Raw genomic sequence first — 23,263 nt, 5'->3', positions numbered from 1 at the left:
AAAAATATTTGGCACTGACATTCATCGACACACTGTTGAGTTCTCAAAGAACACGCACACACCATCACTTCTGACACACTCGCCAGCCGCTCCGGGGCAACTTTTCCAGCTTATCTCATCGGGTTGACCGGCGCAAACCGGCACCCGCTGAAGACATTCCGGGGTTGAAGCACAACCATACACGATGGTGAACTTCGGATTGGTCAGGCACTTCGTACAACCTCGTTGCATCACCAGGTGGTGAATGTCGGTGTCCGTGTCGCTCTGACTTGGAATAAGTTACGCGAACCGCACGCGATATTCCAAATCGCCTGGTCGCGGGGATTCGCACGCTGGAATCCGCCGGATCTGCCATTCCTGCCGGCGTGCACCGTCAGATCAGAAGCGTGCACGCTGAGCCGGTTCGCAGGTCCGAAAGCTCGACGATGGGACCGTCGCTCCCATTACCACTCACTCTTCATCGGGGAGTCTTCATGAGGAGTACGGCATACCGGCAGTCACCACTCTCGACGGCACCGACATCCTCTACAAGAACTGGGGTGCCGGCCGCCCGTGGTCCTGAGCCACGGGTGGCCGCTCAATGCGGACAGCTGGGAAGCGCAGGACCGACCTCGCGGCGTCCGAGCTGACGTCGACAAGGTCGACGGCGCCGCGCTCGGGGTCTACCCGGGTGCCCGCACGGCATCACCGACACACACAACGTCGAGCTCGGCAAGGACCTGCTCACCCTTCCTCGATACCTACACCTCGTGGCATCCCCTCACCCGAGACAAAAGGATCACAGTCATGAACAGTCACACCGCAGCGCCCGACACCCTCGACCTCGTCCACGGGCTGTGGACGACCCCACACAGCTGGAACGGCGCCTGGCTGACCCGGAGTTCGATCTGCTCGACGAACCTGTCGAACGCCGAACGCTGATCGGTGGGCTGCTGACGTGCAGCCTTTGGAGTCTAGTTCGCCGCACCAATTCTCAGACGGTCCTCAGAAAAGCCACAATTCGGGCCCCTATCGTTGCCCCGGCAAACCAACCGACATGGGAGGACTCGTCATGAATGTTTCACGAGCACGTCTGCACTTCGGTATCGCCGCCGTCGGCGCGATCTCCGCCGCCCTCGTGATCCCGGGCATCGCCTCCGCCGATCCGGTCGACTCCGACTCCGCCCGCCTCGTGAACTCCACCTGCAGCTTCGCGCAGATCGATGCGGCGATGCACGACGTGACTCCGCAGCTCGCCGCACGCCTCGACCAGGCCCCCGAGCGCAAGGCTCAGCTGGCCGACTTCTTCGCGAAGTCCCCGGCCGACCGCCAGGCCGTCCTCGACGCGCACCCGCAGCTGAAGAGCCGACTGGACACCGCGCCCACCGAGGGACCGGCAGTCGAGTGGCGCGCGAAGGCGCTGACGATCGCCGAGACCTGCGGTAACTACTGACGCACGCTAGGCGGGGCGGACGGTGCGCAGGACCGTCTGCCCCGTGTCCAGCCTGCGAATGTTGTCGGTGATGTCGCCGACGCGACCGACGAACGTGTGGTCGGTGACGCCGGACGAGTGCGGGGTCATCAGGATGTTCGGCAGGTCGCGGAACGGCAGCGCGCTCGGGGCGCCGTGACCGCCGGCGTCGGGGTAGGTGTACCAGACGTCGATGGCCGCGGCCGCGATCCGGTGCGAGGCCAGCGCGTCGTACAGCGGTTGTTCCTGGACGAGGGGGCCGCGCCCGACGTTGATCAGGATGCCGTCGGGGCCGAGCGCGTCGAGTTCCGCGCCGCCGATCATGCCGCGGGTGTGATCGTTCAGCGGCGCGGACACCACCACGACGTCGGACTCGGTCAGGAGCCGGAGCAGCGACGTGTTGTCGCCTGCCCATCGGAGGCCTTCCGCGGCGGCGTCGAGATTTCCCCGCCCGGTCACTGCGCAGCCCTCGGCGCCGAACGCGCGCAGCACATTCCACGAGCGCCGGCCGATGTGACCGAAGCCGACGAATCCGACCCGCGCGCCGCGCATCGACCGGGACTGCGCGATCGCGTCGTCGTAGACGGATGTGGCCCACACGTCGCCGCGGAGTGCGCGGTCGTGACGGAGGAATCCGCGTCTCAGCATCAGCGCCGCCGACACGATGTACTCGGCGATCGAGTCCTCGTGGTGGAAGGTGTTGGCCACCAGGGTGTCCGCGGGCAGCGCGGCGAACGCCACGTTGTCGGTGCCCGCGCCTGCGACGTGCAGCAGGCGCAGTTTCGGCGCTGCGGCCGCCATTGCGGCGGTGAACCGGCCGCCCACGTACACGTCGGCGTCGGCGAGGTCGGCGGCGATCGCCGGCTCGTCGAACGTCCGATGCCACGACACCGTCGCGCCGGACGGCAGTCCCGACTCGAACAGTTCGCGATGCGGCAGCAGGTTCCGGTCGCCGACGACGACCTTCATCAGGCGCGCACCAACGCCGGGCGCTTGCTGTCGAATGTCCAGTTCGGCACCAGGAACTGCATGCCGATCGAGTCGTCGCGCGCGCCGAGCCCCTTCTGCAGGTACAGCTCGTGGGCGGCCTCGACGCGGTCCATGTCGAGTTCGACACCGAGACCGGGAGTCGACGGCACGGTGAGGTAGCCGTCTTCGATCTCGTACGGGTCCTTGGTGATCCGCTGACCGTCCTGCCAGATCCAGTGGGTGTCGATGGCGGTGATGTCGCCCGGAGCCGCGGCCGCGACGTGGGTGAACATCGCGAGCGACACGTCGAAGTGGTTGTTGGAATGCGAACCCCATGTCAGGCCCCACGCATCGCAGAGCTGGGCGACGCGGACGGACCCGTTCATCGTCCAGAAGTGCGGGTCGGCGAGCGGGATGTCGACGGCGCCGGAGCGGATGGTGTGCCCCATCTCGCGCCAGTCGGTGGCAATCATGTTGGTGGCCGTCGGCAGTCCGGTGGCGCGCTTGAACTCACTCATCACCTCGCGACCGGAGAAGCTGCCCTCGGGGCCGACCGGGTCCTCGGCATACGCGAGAACGTCTTTCAGCCCGCGGCAGGTCTCGATCGCCTCCGACAGCAGCCAACCACCGTTGGGGTCGAGGGTGATCCGGGCGTCGGGGAACCGCTCGGCGAGCGCCGTGACGGCCGCCGCCTCCTCGCGGGGTGCGAGGACACCGCCCTTGAGCTTGAAGTCGGCGAAACCGTACCGCGCCTGGGCCGCCTCGGCGAGCCGCACGACCGCGTCCGGTGTCAGCGCCTCCTCGTGCCGCAGGCGCAGCCAGTCGTCGGACTCCGCCGCACCCGACTGGTACTCGAGGTCGGTCTTGTTGCGGTCGCCGACGAAGAAGAGATAGCCGAGCGCCTGCACCTTCTCGCGCTGCTGGCCCTCGCCGAGCAGGGCCGCGACGGGAACGCCGAGGTGCTGCCCGAGGACGTCGAGGAGTGCCGACTCGACGGCGGTGACGGCGTGGATCGCGACACGGAGGTCGAACGTCTGGTTGCCGCGGCCCGCGGCGTCGCGGTCGGCGAACGTGCGCCGCAGATCGGCGAGAACGCCGTTGTACTCGCCGATGCTGCGTCCCGTCACGATCGCACGGGCGTCCTCAAGGGTACGGCGGATCGGTTCACCGCCGGGCACCTCGCCGACACCGGTGTTGCCGTCGGAATCGGTGAGGATCACCAGGTTCCGGGTGAAGTACGGGGCATGCGCGCCGGACAGGTTCAGGAGCATGCTGTCGTGGCCCGCGATCGGGACCACTCGCATGTCGGTGACGACCGGGGTGCTTGTTGTACTCATCTTCCGAAAACCTTCCTTCACAGCGCAGCGACGCCCGTGAGGCGCCTCACAACCCAAACTCTAAGTGGCCCGATCGATACATGTCCAAGACTTGTTGAGCATCGAACGATGCAGACACTGCATCAGAGAAGTTGCTGTCCGATCAGCATCAACGCACCGACACAGGAGACCGTGATCGACGCCCGGCGCAGGCGTGCCGCGTCCAGGTGGCGGTTCACGAACCGCGACGCCACGTAGCCGAGCACCGTCGCCGGGATCAGCAGCAGGAACATCACCGCCGACTCGCGGTGCACCGACCCCGTCGCGGCGAGCACGGCGACCGACAGCGTGGAGCCCACCAGGAAGAACGCGCTCATGTTGCCGCGCAGCTGCGCCCCCTTCGACCCCTGCATCACCAGGGCCATCGGCGGTCCGCCGATCGACGTGGCCGTGCCGAGCAGACCCGACGCGGCGCCGGCGACGGCGAGGTTCCGGCGCCGCGGCGGCGGTGCCCAGCCCAGTGTCGCGAAGACGACCCCGGACAGCACCACGGCCGCGAGCAGCAGCGACAACCCCCGTTCCGGCAGCACCACCAGCAGCAACGCACCCGCGATCGTGCCCGGCACCCGGCCGGCCAGCGCCCACCCGGTGCCCGACAGATCGAGGGCGTCGCGTTCCCGCCACACCACCATCACCGTGACGACCGTTGCCGTCATGATCAGCGTCCCGGGCAGCAGGCCCGGATCGACGAGCGCGACGACGGGTGCCGCGAGCATGCCCATCCCGAATCCGATCGACGCCTGCATGCACGAGGCGAGAAAGACGGCGAACGCGATGATCGCGAACTCTGCCCCGCTCACCCGACCGCGACGGGGACGCCGAGTTCGATCGGACGCCGGAGGTGGTGGCATTCGGCGACGTGGCCGCTCTCGCGCTCGTCGACCGCGGCGGGTGGCACGGTGCTCGCGCAGATGTCGGTCGCGTGGGCGCACCGGGTGCGGAACCGGCAGCCCGACGGCGGGTTCAGCGGCGACGGCACTTCACCGTCGAGGATGATCCGCTTGCCCCGGGATGCGGCGTCCAGTTTCGGTGCCGCCGACATCAGAGCCTCGGTGTACGGGTGGGCGGGACGGTCGAAGACGGCGTCCGTCGCACCCGTCTCCACGATCCGCCCGAGATACATCACGGCGACGCGGTCGGCGACGTGCCGGACCACCGACAGGTCGTGCGAGATGAACACGTACGAGATGCCGAGCTGCTTCTGCAGGTCGTTCAGCAGGTTGAGCACCTGCGCCTGCACCGACAGGTCGAGCGCCGACACGGGTTCGTCGCAGATGACGACGCTCGGGTTCAACGCCAGGGCCCGGGCGATCCCGAGACGCTGACGCTGACCGCCGGAGAACTCCTGCGGGTAGCGGTGCTCGTCGCTGGGCCGCAGACCCACCAGGTGCAGCAGTTCCCGCACCCGTGCCGCCCGGTCACGGCTCGTCTTGTACATCATCTTGTGGGTGCGCCACGGCTCGGCGATGATGTCGGCCGCCGACATCCGGGAGTTCAGCGACGCGTACGGGTCCTGGAACACCATCTGCACGCGGCGGCGCAGCGCGAGCAGGTCCTTGCCCTTCAGCGAGAACGGGTCGACGCCGTCCCACGTCACCGAACCGGAGTCCGGGCGCTCGAGCATCATCAGCGTGCGGGCGAGAGTGGACTTGCCACAGCCCGATTCGCCGACGAGCCCGAGCGTTTCGCCGCGGGCGAGGTCGAGATCGATGCCGTCGAGCGCGCGCAACTGATTCTTGCCCGCCGCGTTGGCCGGCACCTTGAACGTCTTGGTGAGGCCCCGCACCTTCAGAATCGACTCAGACATGAGAGATCTCCTCGGGGAAATGGCACGCCGAGCGGCGACCGGGTGTGGCGACGTCGGCGAGCGGCGGGCGGGTGGTGCGGCACAGGTCGCGGGCCAGCGGGCAGCGCGCCTGGTAGACGCAGCCGGACGGAATGGAATGCAGGTCGGGCGGGGTGCCGCCGATGGATTTCAGGTCCTCCCCGCGGACCGCGTGCACGGGGACCGAATCGAGCAGGCCCTTGGTGTACGGGTGCTGCGGCGAGGAGAAGACCTCGGCGACCGGGCCCGTCTCGACGACGTTGCCCGCGTACATGATCGCGACGCGGTCGGCTTCCTCCGCGACCAAGGCGAGGTCGTGGGTGATGAGGATGACGGCCATGTCGTGCTCGGTGCGCAGATCCCGCAGCAGCGACATGATCTGCGCCTGCACCGTGACGTCGAGTGCCGTCGTCGGCTCGTCGGCGAGCAGGACCGTCGGGCTCAGCGCGACGGCCATCGCGATCAGCAGGCGCTGCCGCATGCCGCCGGAGAACTGGTGCGGGTACGAGTCGACGCGCGATTCGGGTTCCGGAATCCCGACCCGCTGCATCAGCGAGATCGCCTCCCGCCGCGCCTCTTTCGCGGACAGCCCGCGATGGATCCGGAACGGTTCGGCCAGCTGCTTGCCGACCGTGTACACCGGGTTGAGCGCGGTCAGCGCATCCTGGAACACGATGGCCAGTTCGGTGGCGGCGAGGGTGCGGCGGGTCCTGGCCTTCGCCGTCACCAGGTCGACGTCGCCGAGACGGACCGAACCGTCGGTGACGTCGGCGATCGGTTCGAGCAGGCCGACGAGCGCCTGCGCGGTCATCGACTTGCCGCACCCCGACTCACCGAGCAGCGCCAGGGTCTCCCCGCGCCGCGCGGTGAACGACACGTGGTCGACGGCCCGGACCGTGCCCGAGGGGGTACGCAGGTCGACGGTCAGATCCGCGACCTCGAGGGCGACGCGGTCGATGTCTGCGACGTCGAGTGATTCGACAGCCGGTGCGGATGCACTCATGAGACGACCTTTCGGGTGGGGAACAGCCGGGAGCGACGCGACCGCGGGACGGTCAGACGCCAGCGCTGGGCGGGGTCGGTGGCGATCCGGGCCCATGCCGCGAGCACGGTCGCCGACACGGTGGTGATGACGATGGCGAGCCCGGGGAAGAACGACAGCCACCACGCCGTCTGCAGGTACGTCCGGCCCTGGGACACCATCAGGCCCCAGCTGATGTCGGGCGGCTGGATGCCGATGCCGAGGAAGCTCAGCGACGACTCGGCGAGCATCACGTAACAGAAGTCGAGGGTGGCGACGGTGAGCAGCGTCGGCAGCAGGATGGGGAACACGTGCCGGCGGATGACGGCCCCGCTGCGGGCTCCGAACGTGCGCGCGGCGTCCACGAACAACCGGCTCTGCAGTTCCGCCGACTCCGCGCGGGCGGTGCGGAGGTAGATCGGGATGCGGGTGATGGCCAGGACCAGGACGATGTTCGCGGCGCTGGGCGAGAACACGTACAGGACGACGACGGCCATCAGCAGCGACGGGAAACTCATGATGACGTCGGCGACGCGCATCGCCGTCGTCTCCCGCCAGCCGCGGTGGTAGCCGGCCCACATGCCGACGAGGGACCCGACGATGCAGGACAGCGCGACCGCGGGCAGCGCCACGAGGAGGGTGGTGCGGCACGCGACGATCAACCGGGCCAGCATGCTGCGTCCGAGCGGGTCGGTGCCGAGGATGTTCATCCACCCGTTCGCCACGTGGAACGGTGCGAGGTTGGACTGTTCCAGGTTCTGGTCCGTCGCGGCGTCGCCGACGAGCCACGGGCCGAAGACGGCGACGAGGAACACGAACACCAGGATGGCCGCCGCGACCGTGGCCACCCGGTCCCGCAGGAGCAGTCGCCACAACGGTGCCTTGTTCCGGGAGGGTTTCGGCGCCGGAACGGTTTCTTCGACGGGGGCCGCGACGGCGGGCGTCTCGTCGGGGCTCGGATAGATGTCGCCTGCTCCGTCCAGGCGGGGTGCGTTGTCTATGGACATGTCGGCGGCCTCCTAGACCTTGGACTTCTCACGGACACGCGCGTCGAGAAGTGCGTAGCCCGCGTCGATCAGGATGTTGAGGACGAAGATGCTGACCGCGGTCAGGAGCACCGCCGCCTGTAGGACCGCGAAGTCGCGCTGCAGGATCGCGTCGATCATCAGCTTGCCGATGCCGGGCCACCCGAAGATCGCTTCGACGACGACGGCGCCGTTGACCAGGCCGACGGTGAGATCGCCGGCCACCGTCAGCGCCGGGGCCGCGGCATTGCGGAGCGCGTGATGGGTGACGACGCGCAGATCGCCTGCGCCCTTGCTCCGGGCAAGACGTACGTATGGTGCGGACAGTGCCGACACCATCGCGCCGCGGACCACCTGGGTGAGCACGCCGAGCGGGCGGATCAGCAGGGTGGCGATCGGCAGGATCCACGACAGCGCGCTTCCGGTACCCGACGTGGGCAGCACCCCCAGCACCACCGCGAAGATCCACACGCCGGTGATGGCGAACCAGAAGTCGGGGATGCTGGCCGCGGTCATCGACAGCAGACTCGAGATCCGGTCGGCGAGCGAATTCGGCCGGTACGCCGCCCAGCAGCCGATCACGACGGCGCCGATGATCGCGAGCAGCATCGTGAAGAACGCGAGTTGCAGCGTGGCCGGGAACGCCCGCAACGCCATGGTCGCGGCGGATTCACCGGTGCGCAGCGACTCCCCGAAGTCGAGGTGGGCGACCCCGGACAGGTAGTCGACCATCTGGCTCAGGACCGGCTTGTCGAGGCCGTTCTCGGCGGCGAACTCGGCGCGCTGATCGGGTGTCGCGGAGACCGGGAGGTAGAGGTTGGTCGGGTCGCCGGTGAGGCGGGCGAGCAGGAACACCCCGAAGAGGACGACGAGGAGGGGTACGAGGCTGGTGTAGACGCGTCGGCGCAGGAAGGCGAACATGACTCACCGCCTTCGGATCGGGTTCGGTTGGGACATCTCAGGTTCCTCCGGGGGGCTGGGAAGAGGGTTAGCCGTTCGCGGATGTGTCCGCGTGGGTCATCTCGCTCAGGCGCATCTCGTCGCCGGTCGCGGAGTTGGGCGTGTACTGCACGGTCGGGGACTTGGCGAGGACCGCGTTCATGTGGGCGATGTACGCGAACTGCCGGATCTCCTTCGGTTCGTTGGCCAGCACCGAGGCGAACGCGTCCTGGCGGGCGTCGCCGACGAGTTTCTCTGCGGCGTCGATCTGCGCGTCGTATCCGGGCGAGCCGAAGTAGCTCTGGTATCCGTCGCTGCGCATGTACTGGTCGACAGTGAACTGCGCGTCACCCGCCTGGTTGCCGTGCTGAATCATCAGCAGAATCGGTCCGGTGCCCTGCGGGAACGGCCGGATCTGGTACTGCATCTGCCCCGCCGTGTCCATCATCTCGATCTTCACGTTCAGGCCGGCCTTGCTCAGCGAGTTCTGGATGACCTCGATGGTCTCGTTGATCTTGGGGAACTGGCCCGTGCGCCCGATCAGGCGGATCTGGTTGTCGACGGGAACGCCGTCGGCCTTGGCCTCCGCCACCAGTTGCGCGGCGCGATCGGAGTCGTAGGGGGTCGGCTGCAGGTCGGGGTCGAACCCGACGATGCTGCTGCCGACGAGTTGCCCGGCCGGCTCGCCGAGACCCTGGAACAGCGCCTTGACGATCCCCGCCCGGTTGACGGAGAGGTCGATCGCCTCGCGGACGCGGTAGTCGTCGAGCGGCGGTTCGGTGGCCATCATGCGCAGCGCCGTCGTCTCGTTGTTGGGGTAGGCGACGCCGAGGTCGCCCGCGCCGTCCTCCGGACCGAGGTAGGTGGCGAGTTCGGCCTCGTCGTTGGTGACCATCGCGGCCCGGACGCTGCCCTCGGTCCGCCACTGGTAGATCGCCCGCGTGTACTCGGGCGCCGTGCCCCAGTACGTGTCGTTGCGGACCAGCGCGAGTCGCTGCCCGTGATCCCAGTAATCGATCTTGTAGGGGCCGGTGCCGATCGGATCACGCACCTTGTCCTGGGCGTCGGTGGTGGAGGGCACCATCTCCACGAACGAGATCCGCAGGGGAAGGATCGGGTCGGCGACCGGGGTCTGCACCGTCACGGTCGACGGGTCGATCGCGTTCACGACGAGTGCGTCGTCGCCGAAGACGTACCCGTCGACGTCGCAACCGATGGTCGAGTTGACGGTGCGATCGATCGAGAAGGCGGCGTCCTCGGCATCGAACGCGCTGCCGTCGCTGAACGTGACGCCCGGACGGATCCGGAACGTCCAGACCGTGTCCGACGTCTGCTCCCACGAGTCCGCGAGCTTCGGTTCGAGATCGCCGGTATCGGCGTTGCGTTCCACCAGGGGCTCGGTGATGTTGGAGCGGACGACGACCCCGGTAGAGGTGAGTGACGCGTCGCAGGGTTCGAGCGTGGGCGGCTCCTGCGGGAGCACGATCCGCAACGTGTCGGGACTGGCGGCGTCGCTGTGGCTCGAATTGGCCACCGAGCAACCTGTGACCAGAGCCGGCACCGTCAGTGCGGCGGTGGCCACGACGACGGCGCGGTAACGGGTTCCCTGCTGCAGCGAACGTGCAGGGCTCATGGTGTCCTCCGTAGGGATGTGTCGCGTACTCGACGCGAGTGAAGAGGGCCCGCCTGTGACGGTAGACACACGCTATGAGCGGCGCGGACGCAGCGTCAACAGGGGGAAACGGCGCAAAGCGGCTCGTGAGTGCCGTCACAGGCACGATTGAAGGAGACTGCGATCACCCCCGCACGCCCCTGACCGGCGCATACAGGGCGTTTCGGCATCCGCGCACGTCAACGCGCCGCCAACCAATGCCGTTTGAGTATCGATCCATGTTATTTACGTGTTGGACAGGTATTCCGGGGGCCGCTTAACGTACGGGTAACCGGCGGTGCGGAGAGTCGCGCCACCACTCGTCAGGAGGCACGATGGTGACCGCAGAGTCGTCCGTGAAAGAAGCTGCTGTACAGACTGTTTCGGGAGGACGCATCCTGAAGGTCGGGCCACTGAAGCCGTCCCTCACCGCGACGCTCTTCGAGAAGTACGACGCACTCGACCTCCCGCTGGGCGACGGCCGCACCAGCTTCCTCGCCGAGCACGGCGAGTCCGTCACCGCGGTCGTGACGTCCGGCCGCACCGGAGTCGATGCGGCACTGATGACGGAACTGCCGAACCTCGGCGCCATCGTGCACTTCGGAGTCGGTTACGACACAACCGATGTCGTGCTCGCAGAGGAACTCGGAATCGGTGTGAGCAACACCCCCGACGTCCTCACCGACTGCGTCGCCGACACCGCCGTCGGATTGCTGATCGACACGCTCCGCGGCTTCTCCGCCGCCGACCGCTTCGTGCGCGACGGCCGCTGGCCCGCCGAGGGCAACTTCCCCCTCACCCGGCAGGTGAGCGGCACGCGGGTCGGCATCGTCGGGCTGGGGCGCATCGGCTCCGCCATCGCCACCCGCCTCACCGGCTTCGGTTGCACGATCTCCTACCACAATCGGCGCGAGGTTCCCGGCTCCCCGTTCGCGTACGTCGGCTCGGCTGCCGCACTCGCCGCCGGGGTCGATGTGCTGATCGTCGCCGCAGCGGGCGGCAAGGGCACCGAAAAGCTCGTGGACCGAGAGGTTCTCGAAGCCCTCGGACCCGACGGCTACCTGATCAACGTGGCACGCGGAAGTGTCCTCGACGAGGACGCGCTCGTCGAGCTGCTCACCGAACGCAAGCTCGCCGGTGCCGGACTGGACGTGTTCACAAGGGAACCGCACGTTCCCGAAGCGCTCCTCGCGCTCGACACCGTCGTTCTCCTCCCCCACGTCGCGAGCGGCACGACCGAGACCCGGGCCGCGATGGAGGCTCTCACCCTGCAGAACCTCGACGAATACCTTACCCAGGGCACCCTGACCACCCCCGTACTCGAGCCGAGGTCACGATGAGCGTCATTCTCAGCTACGTCCCGACAATCGAAGGTCGTGGCGCGCTGGCGTTCGGATTCGCCGAAGCCCGCATGCGCGCAACCGATCTCGTGGTGATCGCCGACGGAGACAGCGCCTCGGCACCCGGCTTCGGGGCCGAACTGCACTCCGCAAGGGAGGAAGCGGACGCGGCCGGCGTCGACTATCGCATCGCGCGGAACGAACCCGACCGCTCCCACGCAGACAACCTCATCGACGCGTCCTACGACTCCGCCGCGGAACTCCTCGTCCTCGGCATGCGACGACGCTCCCCCGTCGGCAAACTCCTCATGGGTTCCGTCGCCCAGCGCGTGCTCCTCGAGGCGCAGTGCCCGGTGGTCGGGGTCAAGCCGCCCGTCGCGGCAGAGGTCTGAGCGCACCGCGCAGCAGACGTCTGAGCCGCCCGGACGGGGTTGGATCACCGGCCCATCCATAACCCTCACGGCGCCGAATACCTGCCGTGGGACAGCCATGATCGATGGGCCTCGGCGCGCCGACGGCGCGCAACTGGGCGGTCGCCTCCTGACCTTGGTCGGCGACCGCGACTTCCAGGCGCTCGCACCCGAGATCTCCCGGATCGCGTGCGACCACGGCAGCGACCGGTCGGCGTTCACGGCGGTCGTGTCGTGGATCGTCACCACCATCGCCGACCTCATCGCGGATCCGGCCTCGAGCGTCAACGACGCCGTCGACAGCTTCATCAGCGTCGTCCCCCTCGTGCACGACGCGACCGAACTGGCGGAAGAGTTGCCCGCGCCCGCCGAGTGGCTGTTCACCGCCGTCGTGCGACACCTGCAGAGCAGGCGCCGGGCGGGATCCGATCCCCCGCCGCCCGTGCCTGCCGACACCGCACTCACGCGCATGCAGGCCCTCGTCGAAGCGTTGCTCTGGCTCGACGCACTCCTCGAGTGCGACCACAGCCTGTAGGCGGGCCGTCAGGGTTGCACTGGCGGGGTGTAGGTGAGCGTGTTCCCCAGGAACCAGAGCAGTCCGAGCACGATGGGGAGATGGAAGACGAGCTGCACCGCGGTGAACCCGACGAGATGCCGGGCACGAAGTCCGAGGATGCCGAGGAGGGGCAGCATCCAGAACGGGTTGACGAGATTGGGCAGCGCCTCCGCGGCGTTGTAGATCTGGACCGTCCACCCGAGGTGCGCCTGGAGGTCGTTGGACGCCTGCATGACGTAGGGGGCTTCGATGATCCATTTGCCACCGCCCGACGGGATGAACAACCCGAGCACCGCCGAGTAGACACCGATGACCAATCCGAACGTGCCGTGCGAGGCGATGCTCACGAAGCCCTCGGAGATGTAGTGCGCCACCGTGTTCCCGTCGGCATCGTGCGCCCGGGTCATGACGGCGGCGATACCGGCGTAGAACGGGAACTGCACCAGGATGCTCGAGCACGCAGGAACCGCATTCTTCACCGCGATCAGGAAGCGCCGCGGACGCCAGTGCAGCAGCATACCCAACGCCAGAAACAGCAGGTTGTACGTGCTCAGGTTGGAGATCACGAGAATCGGATCACTCGCGGCGAACTCCCTCAGCAGCCAACCGAATACGAGTGCGCCGACGATCACGGGCAGCACCGGGCTGTACTCGAGCCAGTCGCCGGGGCGCTCACGCTTCGGCAACGGCGGCGACACGTCGCGGACGTCCACCCCGAGATCCTCCGCCGTGACGGAGTTCGCCTTGTGCGGCGCCGACAGATACGCGATCACGACGCTGACCACGAAGATCACCGCTGCCAGAAACAGCGACTGCCACAGGAAGATGGTGTCCCGGAACGGGATTACACCGGTGATCGCGAGCAGCTCGGGAGTGAGGCTCATCGGGTTGGCCTGAAGCTGCGCGGCGGAGGAGCTCAGCCCCAGCGCCCAGATTCCGCCGATTCCCAGATAGGCTGCCGCTCCCGCGGCCCGATAGTCGAGGCCGAGTTCGGTGCGGCGTGCCATCGCCCGGGCCAGCAACCCGGCGAAGACGAGTCCGAAACCCCAGTTCACCATCGACGTCACGAGGCTCACCACCGCGATGAACGTGACACCCCCTCGGGCGGTGCGCGGAATCGCCGCGAGTCTCGTGATGAGGCGTTCGGCGGGGGGTGACGACGCCACGATGTAGCCGGTGACCACCACCATCGCCATCTGCATCGTGAACGGGATCAGATCCCAGAAACCGGTCGAGAAGCTCGTCGCCACCGTCGCCGGCGACGCTCCGATGGCCAGAGCGGCTCCGGCCACCAACGCCACGGCGAGCAGCGCGAAGATGAACGCGTCCGGGAACCATCGCTCGATGACCGACGCGAACCGGAGGGCGACCCTGGCAAGGAAACCCTCCCCAGCGTCCTGCTGTTCCTCGCCGCGGCGCGCGGATTCGACGGTGCTACTCATGATGTCGTCACCTCGAACCGCCGTGGTGCGACGGGAAGCCTCGACGCGACTCCCACCGAGGACTCGAACATCTGCGCGTGTGCGAGGAGCCGGGCCTCCTGCCCCGGCGCGCCGACGAGTTGCAGTCCCACCGGCAGTCCGGCGTCGGAGAAGCCGCACGGGAGCGCGAGGACCGGGCACCCGGTGAGGCTCACGCAGAATGTGATTGCGATCCAGTCGATGTACGTTCGCGATTCCACCCCGTCGATGCGTTCGGGATACGTCCACTCCGCGGGGAAGGGATCGAGCGGTGCGGACGGAACCACCAGCAGATCGTGGGTCTCGAAGTAGTCCGCAAACTCGTGGAACAGTTGTCCTCGAACGCGTTCTGCCCACAACAGCGTCTCCGTGGACTGAGTGAGACCGCGCTCGATGTTCCACACGATGTCGGGCTTGACCTCGCTGCGATGCTCCGCGAGGAGCCCGCCGTGCACAGCGGCCACCAAATGGCTCCGCAACGCCTGGAAGGCATCGTAGGCGCCGGTGAAGTTCGGGCAGTCCGTCACGACGTCGGCGCCGAGCGCGTCGAAGTGTTTCATCGCGTCACCGCAGATGCGGCGCATCTCCGGCTCGACCGGGAGACACCCGAGGTCCGGACTGAAGCCGACGCGGGTGGGCGGATCGAACGTCGTCAGGCGTTCCAGGAACGACTGCGGTCGTTCCGGCCTCGTCAACGGGTCGTGCAGGTCGTGGCCGACCATCGCATCCAGCATCAGTGCGACGTCGCCGACGTTGCGCGCCATCGGCCCCTCCACCCACAGCGGATCGAATGGGATCGCCGGCCGGCGGCGCGGAATCCGCCCGGGAGTCGGGCGCAGACCGACGGTCGCGTTGTACCCGGACGGGGTGCGGAGGCTGCCGCCCAGGTCGTTGCCGGTCGCCAGCCAGGCGCTCCCCGAGGCGAGCGCGGCCGCGGACCCGCCGGAGGAACCGCCCACCGAACGGTCGAGGTTCCACGGGTTTCGGCTGGGACCGAACAGTGTGTTGTACGTGTGACCGCCCGCGAACTCGGGCACGTTGGACTTGGCGTACGGGACGCCGCCGTTGTTCTCGAGGACGCTCACCATCGCGTCGGATCGGGCGGCGACGTGGTCGGCGAAGAGGGGTGAGCCGTGCGTCGTGCGCTGCCCTTCGACGTCGTTGTAGTCCTTCACCGCGACCGGTAGTCCGGCGAGCAGACCACGCCCCGCCGGATCCGGAACTTCAGCCTCCAACCGCGCCGCGCGTTCGGCAGCGGCATCGAAGAACTGGATGGGCAGGGCGTTGACTTGTGGGTCTACCTCGGCGACGTGCCTACGGAGTGCCTCGAGGATGCTGGTCGGCGTCTCGGCGCCTTCGCGCAGCAACCGGACGACCTCACGCGCGGGTTTCTGGATCAGATCGGACATCGGGGGCTCCTATCGGGGGCGAACGTGGCTTTCGGCCCCAAGCGTCACTCTGGCGTCGGATTCAATCAACAAAAATAAGCAATATGGAGGATTCAGCCGTATCATTGGCCGATCATGCCGGAACACACAGTCGATCCGCTGGACCGCAAGATCATCGCCGCGCTGGTCGTCGATGGCCGCGCGACGTGGTCGACGATCGCGGCCGCCCTCGGCGAAGCCGAGCGCACGGTGGCACGCCGAGGTTCGCGACTGCTGGAGTCGGGGATGGTGGAAATCCGTGGAATGGCGGACCCGCATCGCACGGCGGATTCCGATCCGTTCATCGTTCACGGCCGGTGCCGCCCGGACAGCACATTGACGGCGGCCGTCGCGCTCGCGCACCGACCGGAGAGCGTGACGGTCTACGTCCTGTCGGGGCCGCAGCACTGCTACGCCGACATCTGGGCTCCGCGCCGGCGGCAGTCCCGCCTCTTCCTGCAGGAGATGGCGACGCCGTCGGGATTTCTGCAGATGGACATCTCGCCGGTGCTCGAATACATACGTACGCTTCACGACTGGGAACCGGGAATCCTTACCGTCACGCAGACCGCCGAAATACGACGAATCCCGAAGACCCGCTGGCCACAGTTCACCGACCCGGTGGTTCTCGACCGGGAAGACAAGGCGCTCGTGGGGCTGGTCGTCGAGAACGGCCGCGCGAGCTTCGAGGAACTGTCCCGGCTCGTCGGGATCTCCGAACAGACCGTCAAACGGCGCATCGACAAGATGCGGCAGTCCGGGCTGCTCACGTTCCGCGCGGTGTTCGACCCGGCGTTGATCGGCCTCCCCGTTGCCGCGTTGCTGTGGATCCGGGCGAAACCGTCGAAGGTGTCGGCGGTCGCCGAGGCACTCGCCGCTCAGCCGTTCCTCCGATACGCGGCGATCATCATGGGCGCTCACCAGATCGTCGCGGACTTCCGGCTGCCGTCGAAGGAAGCCCTGCGGGAGCTGATGCTCGAAGCCGAGTGGCTCGAGCACGTCGACCTGCTGGAGAGCTCACTGATTCTCGAGACCCTGAAGCAGAGCCGCGTGCTGGCCGGCGACCTCGGGTAACAGCAGACCAACTCTCCTCGGTACTCGGCATTTCAGGTCCAAGGCCGGTGTGCCCGCACAGTGACGGCCGTCTCGAGTCGGAATAGCGCGGCCCGTACGCCCGTTCCCCCAGTGGATCCCGATCCTGCGCGGCGGCACCGAGAACGGCGCTGCCGAACACGACCTACGGAAAGATTAATATCTGTGAATCTCTTCTCCCCGTTGACACTCGGCGAACTCGAACTGCCCAACCGGGTCGTGATGGCGCCCCTGACCCGCGTCCGCTCCGGGCGTGACGGCGTGCCCGGACCGCTGGTGGTCGAGCACTACCGACAGCGGGCCTCTCTCGGTCTGATCGTCGGTGAAGGCACCTACCCCAGCCACGCCGGCCAGGGCTTCCCCGGCCAGCCCGGGCTGGTGACACCCGAACAGGTTGCGGGCTGGAAGAACGTCGCCGACGCCGTGCATGCGGCCGGTGGACGGATCGTCGCGCAGGTCATGCATGCCGGCCGCGTCACCCATGAGGGAACCACCGGCGGTCACGAGGTCGTCGGCCCGAGTGCCGTCGCCATCGAGGGTGAGACCCGCACGTACGACGGGAAGGAGCCGTACCCGGTGCCCCGCGCGCTGGGTACCGAGGAACTCCCCGCCGTCATCGAGGAGTTCGTCCAGGCGTCGCGGAACGCGGTGGCCGCCGGGATGGACGGCGTCGAAATCCACGCCGCCAACGGCTACCTGCTGCACGAATTCCTCTCCCCGGCCTCGAACCTGCGTGAGGACACGTACGGCGGCTCCCCCGCGAACCGGGCACGGTTCGTCGTCGAGGTATTCGAGGCCGTGGCAGACGCCATCGGCGCCGGCCGGGTGGGTATCCGCATCTCGCCCGAACACAACATCCAGGACGCCCTGGAACTGGACGCCGACGACGTTCGGGCCACTTACGGCGCGCTGGTCGACGCCATCGCTCCGCTGAAGCCCGCCTACCTGAGCATTCTGCACAAGGACCCGTCCGGGCCCCTCGCACAGGACCTGCGGGCGCGCTTCGGCGGCCCGGTGCTGATCAACAGTGGTTTCGGCGCGGTCACCACCCGCGACGAAGCGCTCGCAATCCTCGACGACGGCCACGCCGATGCCGTCGTCGTCGGGCGTCCCGCGATCGCCAACCCGGATCTCGTGCGGCGCTGGCAGGAAGACCTGCCGCTCAACATCCCGGACCCCGAGACCTTCTACTCGGAGGGCGCGAAGGGCTACACCGACTACCCGGTGTTGCAGCACTGACCCCCGGTCCGACATGGCCCATGACTGCAGGTCATGGGCCACAGTGCTATCCGACGGACGACCCCGTGTCGCGCATCCGGGCCCGGCACCGTACGGTTAGTCGTAGTTGAGTACACAGCTACCGAGTTCACGGGCCGCCCGGCGTGTCCGTGCTCTAATCGGGCGTACCAACTGTGCACGCTGTGCCAGGACGCCCACCTCGAAGGTGGCCGACAGTGAGAGCACCATTCCCAACGACGCTCTCGCAGCCCAAGCTCCCGACGAACAGCTTTACTTCTATCTTCTCGTGACCTGTCGGAGGAACTGCATTTTCGGACCACTGAACTCCGGGCCTGCTCTGCCGCAGCGACGCTCACAGAAGTTGAAAGGTGATCGTTCATGCCACTCACCGTGGAGCACACCACTCGTTACGCCGATGCCCTGATGACGCTGGCCCTGGCCGCGCACCGTCCGGCCACCGTCGTCAACACCGGCACCGGATACGCCGTCCGGGTCGATTTCGAGCGCGGCATTCACCTGCTCGCCACCAACGCACCGGGGGATCTCAGTTCCGATCCGGACGCGCAGAATCCCTGGGTCGTGAGCTTCTTCCAGAAGCAACCCGCCGCCGAGGACACTCGGCTCGTGACGGTGACCGGCGAATGGCTCGTCGACGCATTCGACCAGGCCCTCGCCATGATGCCGATTTCCGGGATCGCCGACGACCCGAATGCACAACCCGCCGAGCTGCGCCTGGCCGGCGCGGACGTCCATGATCTCGCTCAGTAACACCGCCTGACGGGCCGCACCGGCTCGTCACCGCCCGGCAGCAGACCGTCTACCTCCACCGGGTAGGCGGTCTGCGAGTCTCCCCAGCCGCTCGACCGCGGGCAGCGCCTGGGCGATCTTCTCCGCGTCACGGGCAATGATCTCGGCGCTCTGGTCGATCCCCTTCGCACTGACGGCGAGCCCCTCCGCGGTCTCCGCGATCTGCTTGGCGGCGTGGAGCAGCTCGGACAGGTCGTCGAGTGCGGGCCCCAGACGGTCGATCAGCACCCCGATCTGTCGTATGCGGAGCATCACCGTCGTGACGGCGTGTTCCCACTCGCGGATCTCGCTCGAGACGTTCTGCAGGATCTTGATGGGAGGCTCCTTGTCGGTGCGCGGCGGCCGGGCCCGGCGACGCGCAGCCAACCTATCTGTTACTCCCAGTTTCCGGTACTTCGCCTACCCGCTCAGATCATGGCCGGTGGCCGCGCGCGCGTAGGAGTGGAGGCTCGCGATCACCTCGGCGCGGCTGCGACGTCCGGCCAGCACCTCCATCTGGTAGCCGTCCTCCATGGCCACGAAATTCGCGGCGAGCAGGCGCGGCGGGTCGGTGAGCGTGAAGTGCCCCTGAGACTGACCGATCACCAGAATGCCGTAGTAGACGGCAATTTGACGCTCAGTCAGGGAGCTGTCCAGGGCCGCCGCCTTGGCGTCGCGCAACGATCGCGGCCAGCACTCGAACAGCAACCGGACCAGTTCGTCGTCCGGTCCGCTCGCGACCCCGTGATCGATGCAGGCCCGGAGGCGGTCGCGCGCGTCGGGGAACTGTTCGGCGACGCGCTCGCGCTCCTGACTGAACCGCTCGATGGCCCGCTGATACGTCTCGTAGATCAGCGCGTCCAGGTCGCCGTAGTAGAGCACCGCTGCGGGCGTGACCCCGGCCTGCTCCGCGATGTCACGAAGACGCACCCCCTCGAGTCCGCGCGCGAGCACCGCCCGCTGGACTGCCTCACCGAGTTCGGCCCGGCGGGCCCCCTGATCCTTCTTCCGCGCCACTGCCTTCGCTCCGCTCATCGCGAGTTCTTATATGGAGATTTAGACAATACCTGCCCAGCTATTGACAGGTAGATCACACTGTTCTTAAATTTCTATTTAAAGAATCCAATCCGATCTCAGGAGCCACCGTGTCGACCAATCCCACCGACGCCGAGACGAGTCTCGACCCACCACCAGCACCCACCGGGAAGGGACTGCGGGGCGGCTCCGTGGGTCTGCTCGCCGCGGTCGCGCTCGGCCTGTCCTCGGTCGCGCCGGCCTACAGCATCGCGGTCACCCTCGGTTTCGTGACGATGGTCGTCGGCAACCTCGCACCCGCTGCCCTACTTCTCGGATTCGTGCCGATCCTCCTGACCGCGTTCGCTTTTCGCGAGCTGAACCGGGAGATGCCGGACTGCGGCACCACGTTCGTCTGGACCACCCGCGCATTCGGTCCCCACACGGGGTGGCTGTCCGGCGGATGGGTGGTGCAGATCGCGACCCTCATCGCGATGACGGCACTCGCCCGAGTCGGAGCCGGGTACCTCCTGACCCTGCTCGGCCTGGATTCGCTGGCGTCCGACAACGTCGCGGTGATCGTCACCGCGGTCCTGATCGTCGCCGCGGTCACCACCATCGCCTACCGCGGGCTGCAACTCGCCGCCTCCGTGCAATACGTGCTGCTCGGGCTGCAACTGGTCGCCCTGTTCGGCTTCGGAGCGGCCGCGTTCGCCCGCACCGGCGCCTCCGCACCGAGCCTGTCCTGGCTGAACCCCTTCGCGTTCGGCGGTTTCGGCCCCTTCGCCGAGGCGGTGCTGCTGTGCCTGTTCATCTACTGGGGATGGGACGCGCTGATCACCGTCAACGAGGAAACCCGTGACAGCGACCGCATCCCGGGTCAGGCCGCGGTGATCTCCACCCTCGTCCTGCTGGGCACGTACCTCTTCACCGGATTCGCCGCGATCAGCTTCGCCGGCATCGGCACCGACGGGCTGGGTCTGGGCAATCCCGACAACGCGGGCGACGTACTCGCCACACTCGGACCGCCGGTACTCGGCGCGGGCCTGTCGAAGGTGGTCGAACTCGCCATCTGCGTGTCGGCGATCTCAGCCCTGCTCACCTGTGTCATCGGGAGCTCACGCGCCACACTCTCCATGGGTGCCCACGGCGCGCTGCCCCGCGCCTTCACCCGAATTCACCCCACCTACCGCACCCCCGCATTCGGCACCGTGTTCTTCGGGGCGACCGCCGCGGTCCTGCTCACCGCCCTCACCCTCGTCTCCGGCAACTTCCTCGGCGACGCGATCCTCTCCATCGGCCTGCTCATCGCGTTCTACTACGGCGTCACCGGTCTCGCCTGCGTCTGGTACTTCCGCCGCCGCCTGAACGACTCCCCTCGCGACCTGTTCCTCCGGGGCATCCTGCCCGCACTGGGCGGGACGATCATGCTCGCCGCCTTCGCCCGCAGCGCCCACGACATGCTCGACCCGGACTACGGAGCAACCTCGTTCCACGGGATCGGCGGGGTGTTCCTGCTCGGCGTCGGGTCGATCGCCGTCGGCGCCGTGGCGATGATGCTCGTCCGCACCCGCTTCCGCCGCTTCTTCCGAGACGGCCGCACCGCCGTCACCGAACTGACCGTCACAGAGGACTGAAATCATGCGCACACTGACCATCGCCGCCATCCAGACCGCCCCGATCCCGTTCGATGTGGAGGCCACCTGGCAGCGGTTCGCCGACCAGGTCCGCGCCGTGCGCGACACCTTCCCGCACGTCGAACTCGTCGTGGTCCCCGAACTCGTGCTGGCCGCGGAGGCGCCCCTCCTGCAGGCCCGCGCCGACTGGATGGACCGGGTGGCGCTGCCACTCGCCGGCCCCCACATCGACCGGATCTGCGCACTCGCCGAGGAAACCGGCCTGTGGCTGGTGCCGGGAACTCTCTACGAGCGCGGCGACGACGACAAGATCTACAACACCGCCATCGCCGTGTCACCCCTCGGCGAGGTCGTTGCCCGCTACCGCAAGGTCTTCCCCTGGCAGCCGTACGAACAGACCGCACCCGGCAGCGAGTTCGTCGTCTTCGACATTCCCGGCACCGGTCGGATCGGTCTCGCCATCTGCTACGACGGCTCGTTCCCGGAGACCGCACGCCAACTGGCCTGGCTCGGCGCGGAAGTGATCATCCAACCCACCCTCACCACCACCCGCGACCGTGAGATGGAACTCGTCTGCTCCCGGGCCAACGCTTGGACCAACCAGGTGTACGTCGTCAACGTCAACGGCGCCGACCCGGCCGGAGTCGGTGCCAGCGTCGTCGTCGACCCGGAGGGCATCATCCGCCAGCAGGCAGGGTCGGGAGAAGAAGTCCTCGTCGACACCCTCGACCTCGATGCGGTGACCCGGGTCCGCACCTACGGCACGTTCGGCCTCAACCGCCCCTGGGACCAGATCGCCCGGTACGGCCAAGGGATCCGACTCCCGATGTACGACGGCGCGGGCATCCACACACCCCCGTGGCACGACAACGCCGAGCAGATCCCCGCGTCCACGCCCCGCTGACTCGTCCTCCCGGAAGGGGCGGTCACGAGAGACCCGCCCTTTCCGGGACCGGTCCTGGATAATTGCGAGAGTGAGGCCCCTCGCTGCTTCGTCCGTCGACACGGTCCTACAGGACTATCAGCCACGCATCCTGCGCCGCTACCTGTGGATCACGACTGCGCTGCACCTGGCGGGGTTCGTCCTCCCTCCCATGGTCGGGTTGTCGATCCGGCCGGAGACCGTCGCCGCTCGCACGGCCGGTGTTCTCCTCGGAGTGTTCGCACTGGTCGTGCTACACCGGGGCGGTCGCAGGCCGAGCCGACGGGCCTACCAGGTGTGCACGGCGGCGGCACTGCTCGCCACTCCGATCGTGATGTCCGGTCTCGTTCTCGCCGTCGCCCAACTGCTCTGCGCGATCGCGGCGATGTTCCTGGCGATGTATTTCGTCGTGTTCTACCCGAAACGGCAGTCGAGGCTCCTCGTCGGATGCCTCACCGGGTTGATGGTGGTCGGAGTCGTCGTCGCACCCACCGCCTTCACGCTGGTGCCGGTCGAGGTGGACACCGTGACCGTGAAGGCCGCCGTTCTCGTCGTGGCCGTCACCTGCGTAGTCGGCGCGGCCGAGATGTTCGGGTCCCTCACCCGGACCCTGATCGAATCGGCCAGCACCGACGGACTGACAGCCCTGCTCAATCGCGCCGGTTTCGAGCTCGCGTTCCGGCATGCGCTCGAAAGCGCGGGCACGGGGCAGGTCTCCGTGACGTTGGCCCTCATCGACGTCGACCAGTTCAAGTCGACCAACGATCACTACGGCCACGCCGCGGGCGACGCGGTTCTCGTCGACCTCGCCAACTACCTCGCCGGACACATGCCCCGCGGCGCCCTTCTCGCCCGGGTCGGCGGCGACGAGTTCGTCACCTGCGTGGTCGGCGAGCGTCACGACGAGCTGCCCGGCGTCATGGCGCAACTCGCCCGGGAGAGCCCCACCCCCTTCAGCTTCGGCGCTGCGTCGTCCACCGGAGAGGCCGACCCCCTCACCGCGCTCTATCGACACGCCGACCGCGAGCTGTACACGGCGAAGCAGAGACAGCACCCACCCGAGCCGCCCGCCGACGAACCGTCGCTGCGCACGGGGTGGAACATTTGAGCAGTGGCCGTGCCCC

Annotated in this window: 23 protein-coding genes; 11 read left to right on the top strand and 12 right to left on the bottom strand. The window is 67.7% G+C overall.

Annotated elements, in window-relative coordinates; all coding sequences use genetic code 11:
• Positions 1 to 786: 786 nt before the first annotated feature.
• A complete protein-coding gene (locus DTA22_RS36885; RefSeq protein WP_255221603.1) occupies positions 787 to 921 on the top strand; it encodes a hypothetical protein in 135 nt (44 codons plus the stop codon).
• A gap of 130 nt (positions 922 to 1,051) precedes the next feature.
• Entirely contained in the window at positions 1,052 to 1,432 is a 381-nt protein-coding gene (locus tag DTA22_RS27065; RefSeq protein WP_112301716.1) for a hemophore-related protein, read from the top strand.
• A gap of 6 nt (positions 1,433 to 1,438) precedes the next feature.
• Here the strand turns inward: DTA22_RS27065 and DTA22_RS27060 are convergent, their stop codons facing one another.
• The 8 genes from DTA22_RS27060 to DTA22_RS27025 all read right to left on the bottom strand — a co-directional run bounded on the left by DTA22_RS27060 (position 1,439) and on the right by DTA22_RS27025 (position 10,238).
• Positions 1,439 to 2,419 carry a 2-hydroxyacid dehydrogenase gene (locus DTA22_RS27060; RefSeq protein WP_112301520.1) on the bottom strand — a complete coding sequence of 327 codons (981 nt, stop codon included), beginning with the start codon at positions 2,417 to 2,419 and terminating at the stop codon, positions 1,439 to 1,441.
• Positions 2,419 to 3,756: a glucarate dehydratase gene (gudD, locus tag DTA22_RS27055; protein WP_005569238.1), complete on the bottom strand. Its 1,338-nt coding sequence runs from the start codon at positions 3,754 to 3,756 to the stop codon at positions 2,419 to 2,421. The genes DTA22_RS27060 and gudD overlap by 1 nt, the downstream gene beginning before the upstream one ends.
• A 122-nt stretch (positions 3,757 to 3,878) precedes the next feature.
• On the bottom strand, positions 3,879 to 4,595 hold the full coding sequence (locus DTA22_RS27050) for a sulfite exporter TauE/SafE family protein (RefSeq protein WP_112301519.1): 717 nt from the start codon (positions 4,593 to 4,595) through the stop codon (positions 3,879 to 3,881).
• Positions 4,592 to 5,602 (bottom strand): ABC transporter ATP-binding protein, encoded by a 1,011-nt coding sequence (locus DTA22_RS27045; RefSeq protein ID WP_112301518.1) that lies wholly within the window; start codon positions 5,600 to 5,602, stop codon positions 4,592 to 4,594. The genes DTA22_RS27050 and DTA22_RS27045 overlap by 4 nt, the downstream gene beginning before the upstream one ends.
• Positions 5,595 to 6,623, bottom strand: coding sequence for an ABC transporter ATP-binding protein (locus tag DTA22_RS27040; RefSeq protein WP_112301517.1), 1,029 nt, complete (start codon positions 6,621 to 6,623; stop codon positions 5,595 to 5,597). Before DTA22_RS27040 ends, DTA22_RS27045 begins: the two co-directional genes overlap by 8 nt.
• Positions 6,620 to 7,648, bottom strand: coding sequence for an ABC transporter permease (locus DTA22_RS27035; RefSeq protein WP_112301516.1), 1,029 nt, complete (start codon positions 7,646 to 7,648; stop codon positions 6,620 to 6,622). Before DTA22_RS27035 ends, DTA22_RS27040 begins: the two co-directional genes overlap by 4 nt.
• A 12-nt stretch (positions 7,649 to 7,660) precedes the next feature.
• Entirely contained in the window at positions 7,661 to 8,587 is a 927-nt protein-coding gene (locus tag DTA22_RS27030; protein WP_037236243.1) for an ABC transporter permease, read from the bottom strand.
• A gap of 67 nt (positions 8,588 to 8,654) precedes the next feature.
• Complete coding sequence (locus tag DTA22_RS27025; RefSeq protein ID WP_112301515.1) at positions 8,655 to 10,238, bottom strand: ABC transporter substrate-binding protein; 1,584 nt, start codon at positions 10,236 to 10,238, stop codon at positions 8,655 to 8,657.
• Between the two features lie 353 nt (positions 10,239 to 10,591).
• Here DTA22_RS27025 and DTA22_RS27020 point away from each other — a divergent pair, with 353 nt between their 5' ends.
• The 3 genes from DTA22_RS27020 to DTA22_RS27010 all read left to right on the top strand — a co-directional run bounded on the left by DTA22_RS27020 (position 10,592) and on the right by DTA22_RS27010 (position 12,541).
• Positions 10,592 to 11,596: a 2-hydroxyacid dehydrogenase gene (locus tag DTA22_RS27020; RefSeq protein WP_112301514.1), complete on the top strand. Its 1,005-nt coding sequence runs from the start codon at positions 10,592 to 10,594 to the stop codon at positions 11,594 to 11,596.
• Positions 11,593 to 11,988, top strand: coding sequence for a universal stress protein (locus DTA22_RS27015; RefSeq protein WP_037236234.1), 396 nt, complete (start codon positions 11,593 to 11,595; stop codon positions 11,986 to 11,988). Before DTA22_RS27020 ends, DTA22_RS27015 begins: the two co-directional genes overlap by 4 nt.
• Positions 11,989 to 12,085: 97 nt before the next feature.
• Positions 12,086 to 12,541, top strand: coding sequence for a hypothetical protein (locus tag DTA22_RS27010; protein ID WP_112301513.1), 456 nt, complete (start codon positions 12,086 to 12,088; stop codon positions 12,539 to 12,541).
• An 8-nt stretch (positions 12,542 to 12,549) separates the two neighbouring features.
• On the opposite strand, the gene DTA22_RS27005 is transcribed toward DTA22_RS27010, so the two are convergent.
• Positions 12,550 to 14,004 (bottom strand): short-chain fatty acid transporter, encoded by a 1,455-nt coding sequence (locus tag DTA22_RS27005; protein ID WP_112301512.1) that lies wholly within the window; start codon positions 14,002 to 14,004, stop codon positions 12,550 to 12,552.
• On the bottom strand, positions 14,001 to 15,431 hold the full coding sequence (locus DTA22_RS27000; protein ID WP_112301511.1) for an amidase: 1,431 nt from the start codon (positions 15,429 to 15,431) through the stop codon (positions 14,001 to 14,003). Before DTA22_RS27000 ends, DTA22_RS27005 begins: the two co-directional genes overlap by 4 nt.
• A gap of 114 nt (positions 15,432 to 15,545) precedes the next feature.
• Between DTA22_RS27000 and DTA22_RS26995 the strand changes: the two genes are divergently transcribed.
• From DTA22_RS26995 to DTA22_RS26985, 3 genes are all read left to right on the top strand, one after another.
• Entirely contained in the window at positions 15,546 to 16,523 is a 978-nt protein-coding gene (locus tag DTA22_RS26995; RefSeq protein WP_112301510.1) for an Lrp/AsnC family transcriptional regulator, read from the top strand.
• Positions 16,524 to 16,706: 183 nt separating this feature from the next.
• The gene (locus DTA22_RS26990; RefSeq protein ID WP_037236228.1) at positions 16,707 to 17,780 is read left to right on the top strand and encodes an alkene reductase; all 1,074 of its coding nucleotides are present in this window, start codon (positions 16,707 to 16,709) and stop codon (positions 17,778 to 17,780) included.
• A gap of 378 nt (positions 17,781 to 18,158) precedes the next feature.
• Positions 18,159 to 18,548, top strand: coding sequence for a hypothetical protein (locus DTA22_RS26985; protein WP_037236225.1), 390 nt, complete (start codon positions 18,159 to 18,161; stop codon positions 18,546 to 18,548).
• Between the two features lie 27 nt (positions 18,549 to 18,575).
• Here DTA22_RS26985 and DTA22_RS26980 read toward each other — a convergent pair whose 3' ends face one another.
• Entirely contained in the window at positions 18,576 to 18,953 is a 378-nt protein-coding gene (locus DTA22_RS26980) for a hypothetical protein (RefSeq protein ID WP_037236223.1), read from the bottom strand.
• A gap of 33 nt (positions 18,954 to 18,986) precedes the next feature.
• Positions 18,987 to 19,601 carry a TetR/AcrR family transcriptional regulator gene (locus DTA22_RS26975; protein ID WP_245973384.1) on the bottom strand — a complete coding sequence of 205 codons (615 nt, stop codon included), beginning with the start codon at positions 19,599 to 19,601 and terminating at the stop codon, positions 18,987 to 18,989.
• Between the two features lie 110 nt (positions 19,602 to 19,711).
• Between DTA22_RS26975 and DTA22_RS26970 the strand changes: the two genes are divergently transcribed.
• The 3 genes from DTA22_RS26970 to DTA22_RS26960 all read left to right on the top strand — a co-directional run bounded on the left by DTA22_RS26970 (position 19,712) and on the right by DTA22_RS26960 (position 23,247).
• Positions 19,712 to 21,217: an APC family permease gene (locus DTA22_RS26970; protein ID WP_112301509.1), complete on the top strand. Its 1,506-nt coding sequence runs from the start codon at positions 19,712 to 19,714 to the stop codon at positions 21,215 to 21,217.
• 4 nt (positions 21,218 to 21,221) lie between these two features.
• Positions 21,222 to 22,121 carry a carbon-nitrogen hydrolase family protein gene (locus DTA22_RS26965; RefSeq protein WP_037236217.1) on the top strand — a complete coding sequence of 300 codons (900 nt, stop codon included), beginning with the start codon at positions 21,222 to 21,224 and terminating at the stop codon, positions 22,119 to 22,121.
• 70 nt (positions 22,122 to 22,191) lie between these two features.
• Positions 22,192 to 23,247: a GGDEF domain-containing protein gene (locus DTA22_RS26960; RefSeq protein ID WP_037236215.1), complete on the top strand. Its 1,056-nt coding sequence runs from the start codon at positions 22,192 to 22,194 to the stop codon at positions 23,245 to 23,247.
• The last annotated feature ends 16 nt before the right edge of the window (positions 23,248 to 23,263 follow it).

It is taken from the genome of Rhodococcus wratislaviensis (assembly GCF_900455735.1).
Lineage (GTDB): Bacteria > Actinomycetota > Actinomycetes > Mycobacteriales > Mycobacteriaceae > Rhodococcus_F > Rhodococcus_F wratislaviensis.
Note: the sequence above shows the minus strand (reverse complement) of the source record. Positions and strands in the feature narration are given on the sequence as shown.

Excerpts from the sequence above, each read along its gene's own strand:
- DTA22_RS36885 (WP_255221603.1), top strand. The coding sequence starts at position 787 with ATGAACAGTCACACCGCAGCGCCCGACACCCTCGACCTCGTCCACGGG.
- DTA22_RS27065 (WP_112301716.1), top strand. The coding sequence starts at position 1,052 with ATGAATGTTTCACGAGCACGTCTGCACTTCGGTATCGCCGCCGTCGGC.
- DTA22_RS27060 (WP_112301520.1), bottom strand. The coding sequence starts at position 2,419 with ATGAAGGTCGTCGTCGGCGACCGGAACCTGCTGCCGCATCGCGAACTG.
- gudD (WP_005569238.1), bottom strand. The coding sequence starts at position 3,756 with ATGAGTACAACAAGCACCCCGGTCGTCACCGACATGCGAGTGGTCCCG.
- DTA22_RS27045 (WP_112301518.1), bottom strand. The coding sequence starts at position 5,602 with ATGTCTGAGTCGATTCTGAAGGTGCGGGGCCTCACCAAGACGTTCAAG.
- DTA22_RS27040 (WP_112301517.1), bottom strand. The coding sequence starts at position 6,623 with ATGAGTGCATCCGCACCGGCTGTCGAATCACTCGACGTCGCAGACATC.
- DTA22_RS27035 (WP_112301516.1), bottom strand. The coding sequence starts at position 7,648 with ATGTCCATAGACAACGCACCCCGCCTGGACGGAGCAGGCGACATCTAT.
- DTA22_RS27030 (WP_037236243.1), bottom strand. The coding sequence starts at position 8,587 with ATGTTCGCCTTCCTGCGCCGACGCGTCTACACCAGCCTCGTACCCCTC.
- DTA22_RS27025 (WP_112301515.1), bottom strand. The coding sequence starts at position 10,238 with ATGAGCCCTGCACGTTCGCTGCAGCAGGGAACCCGTTACCGCGCCGTC.
- DTA22_RS27020 (WP_112301514.1), top strand. The coding sequence starts at position 10,592 with ATGGTGACCGCAGAGTCGTCCGTGAAAGAAGCTGCTGTACAGACTGTT.
- DTA22_RS27015 (WP_037236234.1), top strand. The coding sequence starts at position 11,593 with ATGAGCGTCATTCTCAGCTACGTCCCGACAATCGAAGGTCGTGGCGCG.
- DTA22_RS27010 (WP_112301513.1), top strand. The coding sequence starts at position 12,086 with ATGATCGATGGGCCTCGGCGCGCCGACGGCGCGCAACTGGGCGGTCGC.
- DTA22_RS27005 (WP_112301512.1), bottom strand. The coding sequence starts at position 14,004 with ATGAGTAGCACCGTCGAATCCGCGCGCCGCGGCGAGGAACAGCAGGAC.
- DTA22_RS27000 (WP_112301511.1), bottom strand. The coding sequence starts at position 15,431 with ATGTCCGATCTGATCCAGAAACCCGCGCGTGAGGTCGTCCGGTTGCTG.
- DTA22_RS26995 (WP_112301510.1), top strand. The coding sequence starts at position 15,546 with ATGCCGGAACACACAGTCGATCCGCTGGACCGCAAGATCATCGCCGCG.
- DTA22_RS26985 (WP_037236225.1), top strand. The coding sequence starts at position 18,159 with ATGCCACTCACCGTGGAGCACACCACTCGTTACGCCGATGCCCTGATG.
- DTA22_RS26975 (WP_245973384.1), bottom strand. The coding sequence starts at position 19,601 with ATGAGCGGAGCGAAGGCAGTGGCGCGGAAGAAGGATCAGGGGGCCCGC.
- DTA22_RS26965 (WP_037236217.1), top strand. The coding sequence starts at position 21,222 with ATGCGCACACTGACCATCGCCGCCATCCAGACCGCCCCGATCCCGTTC.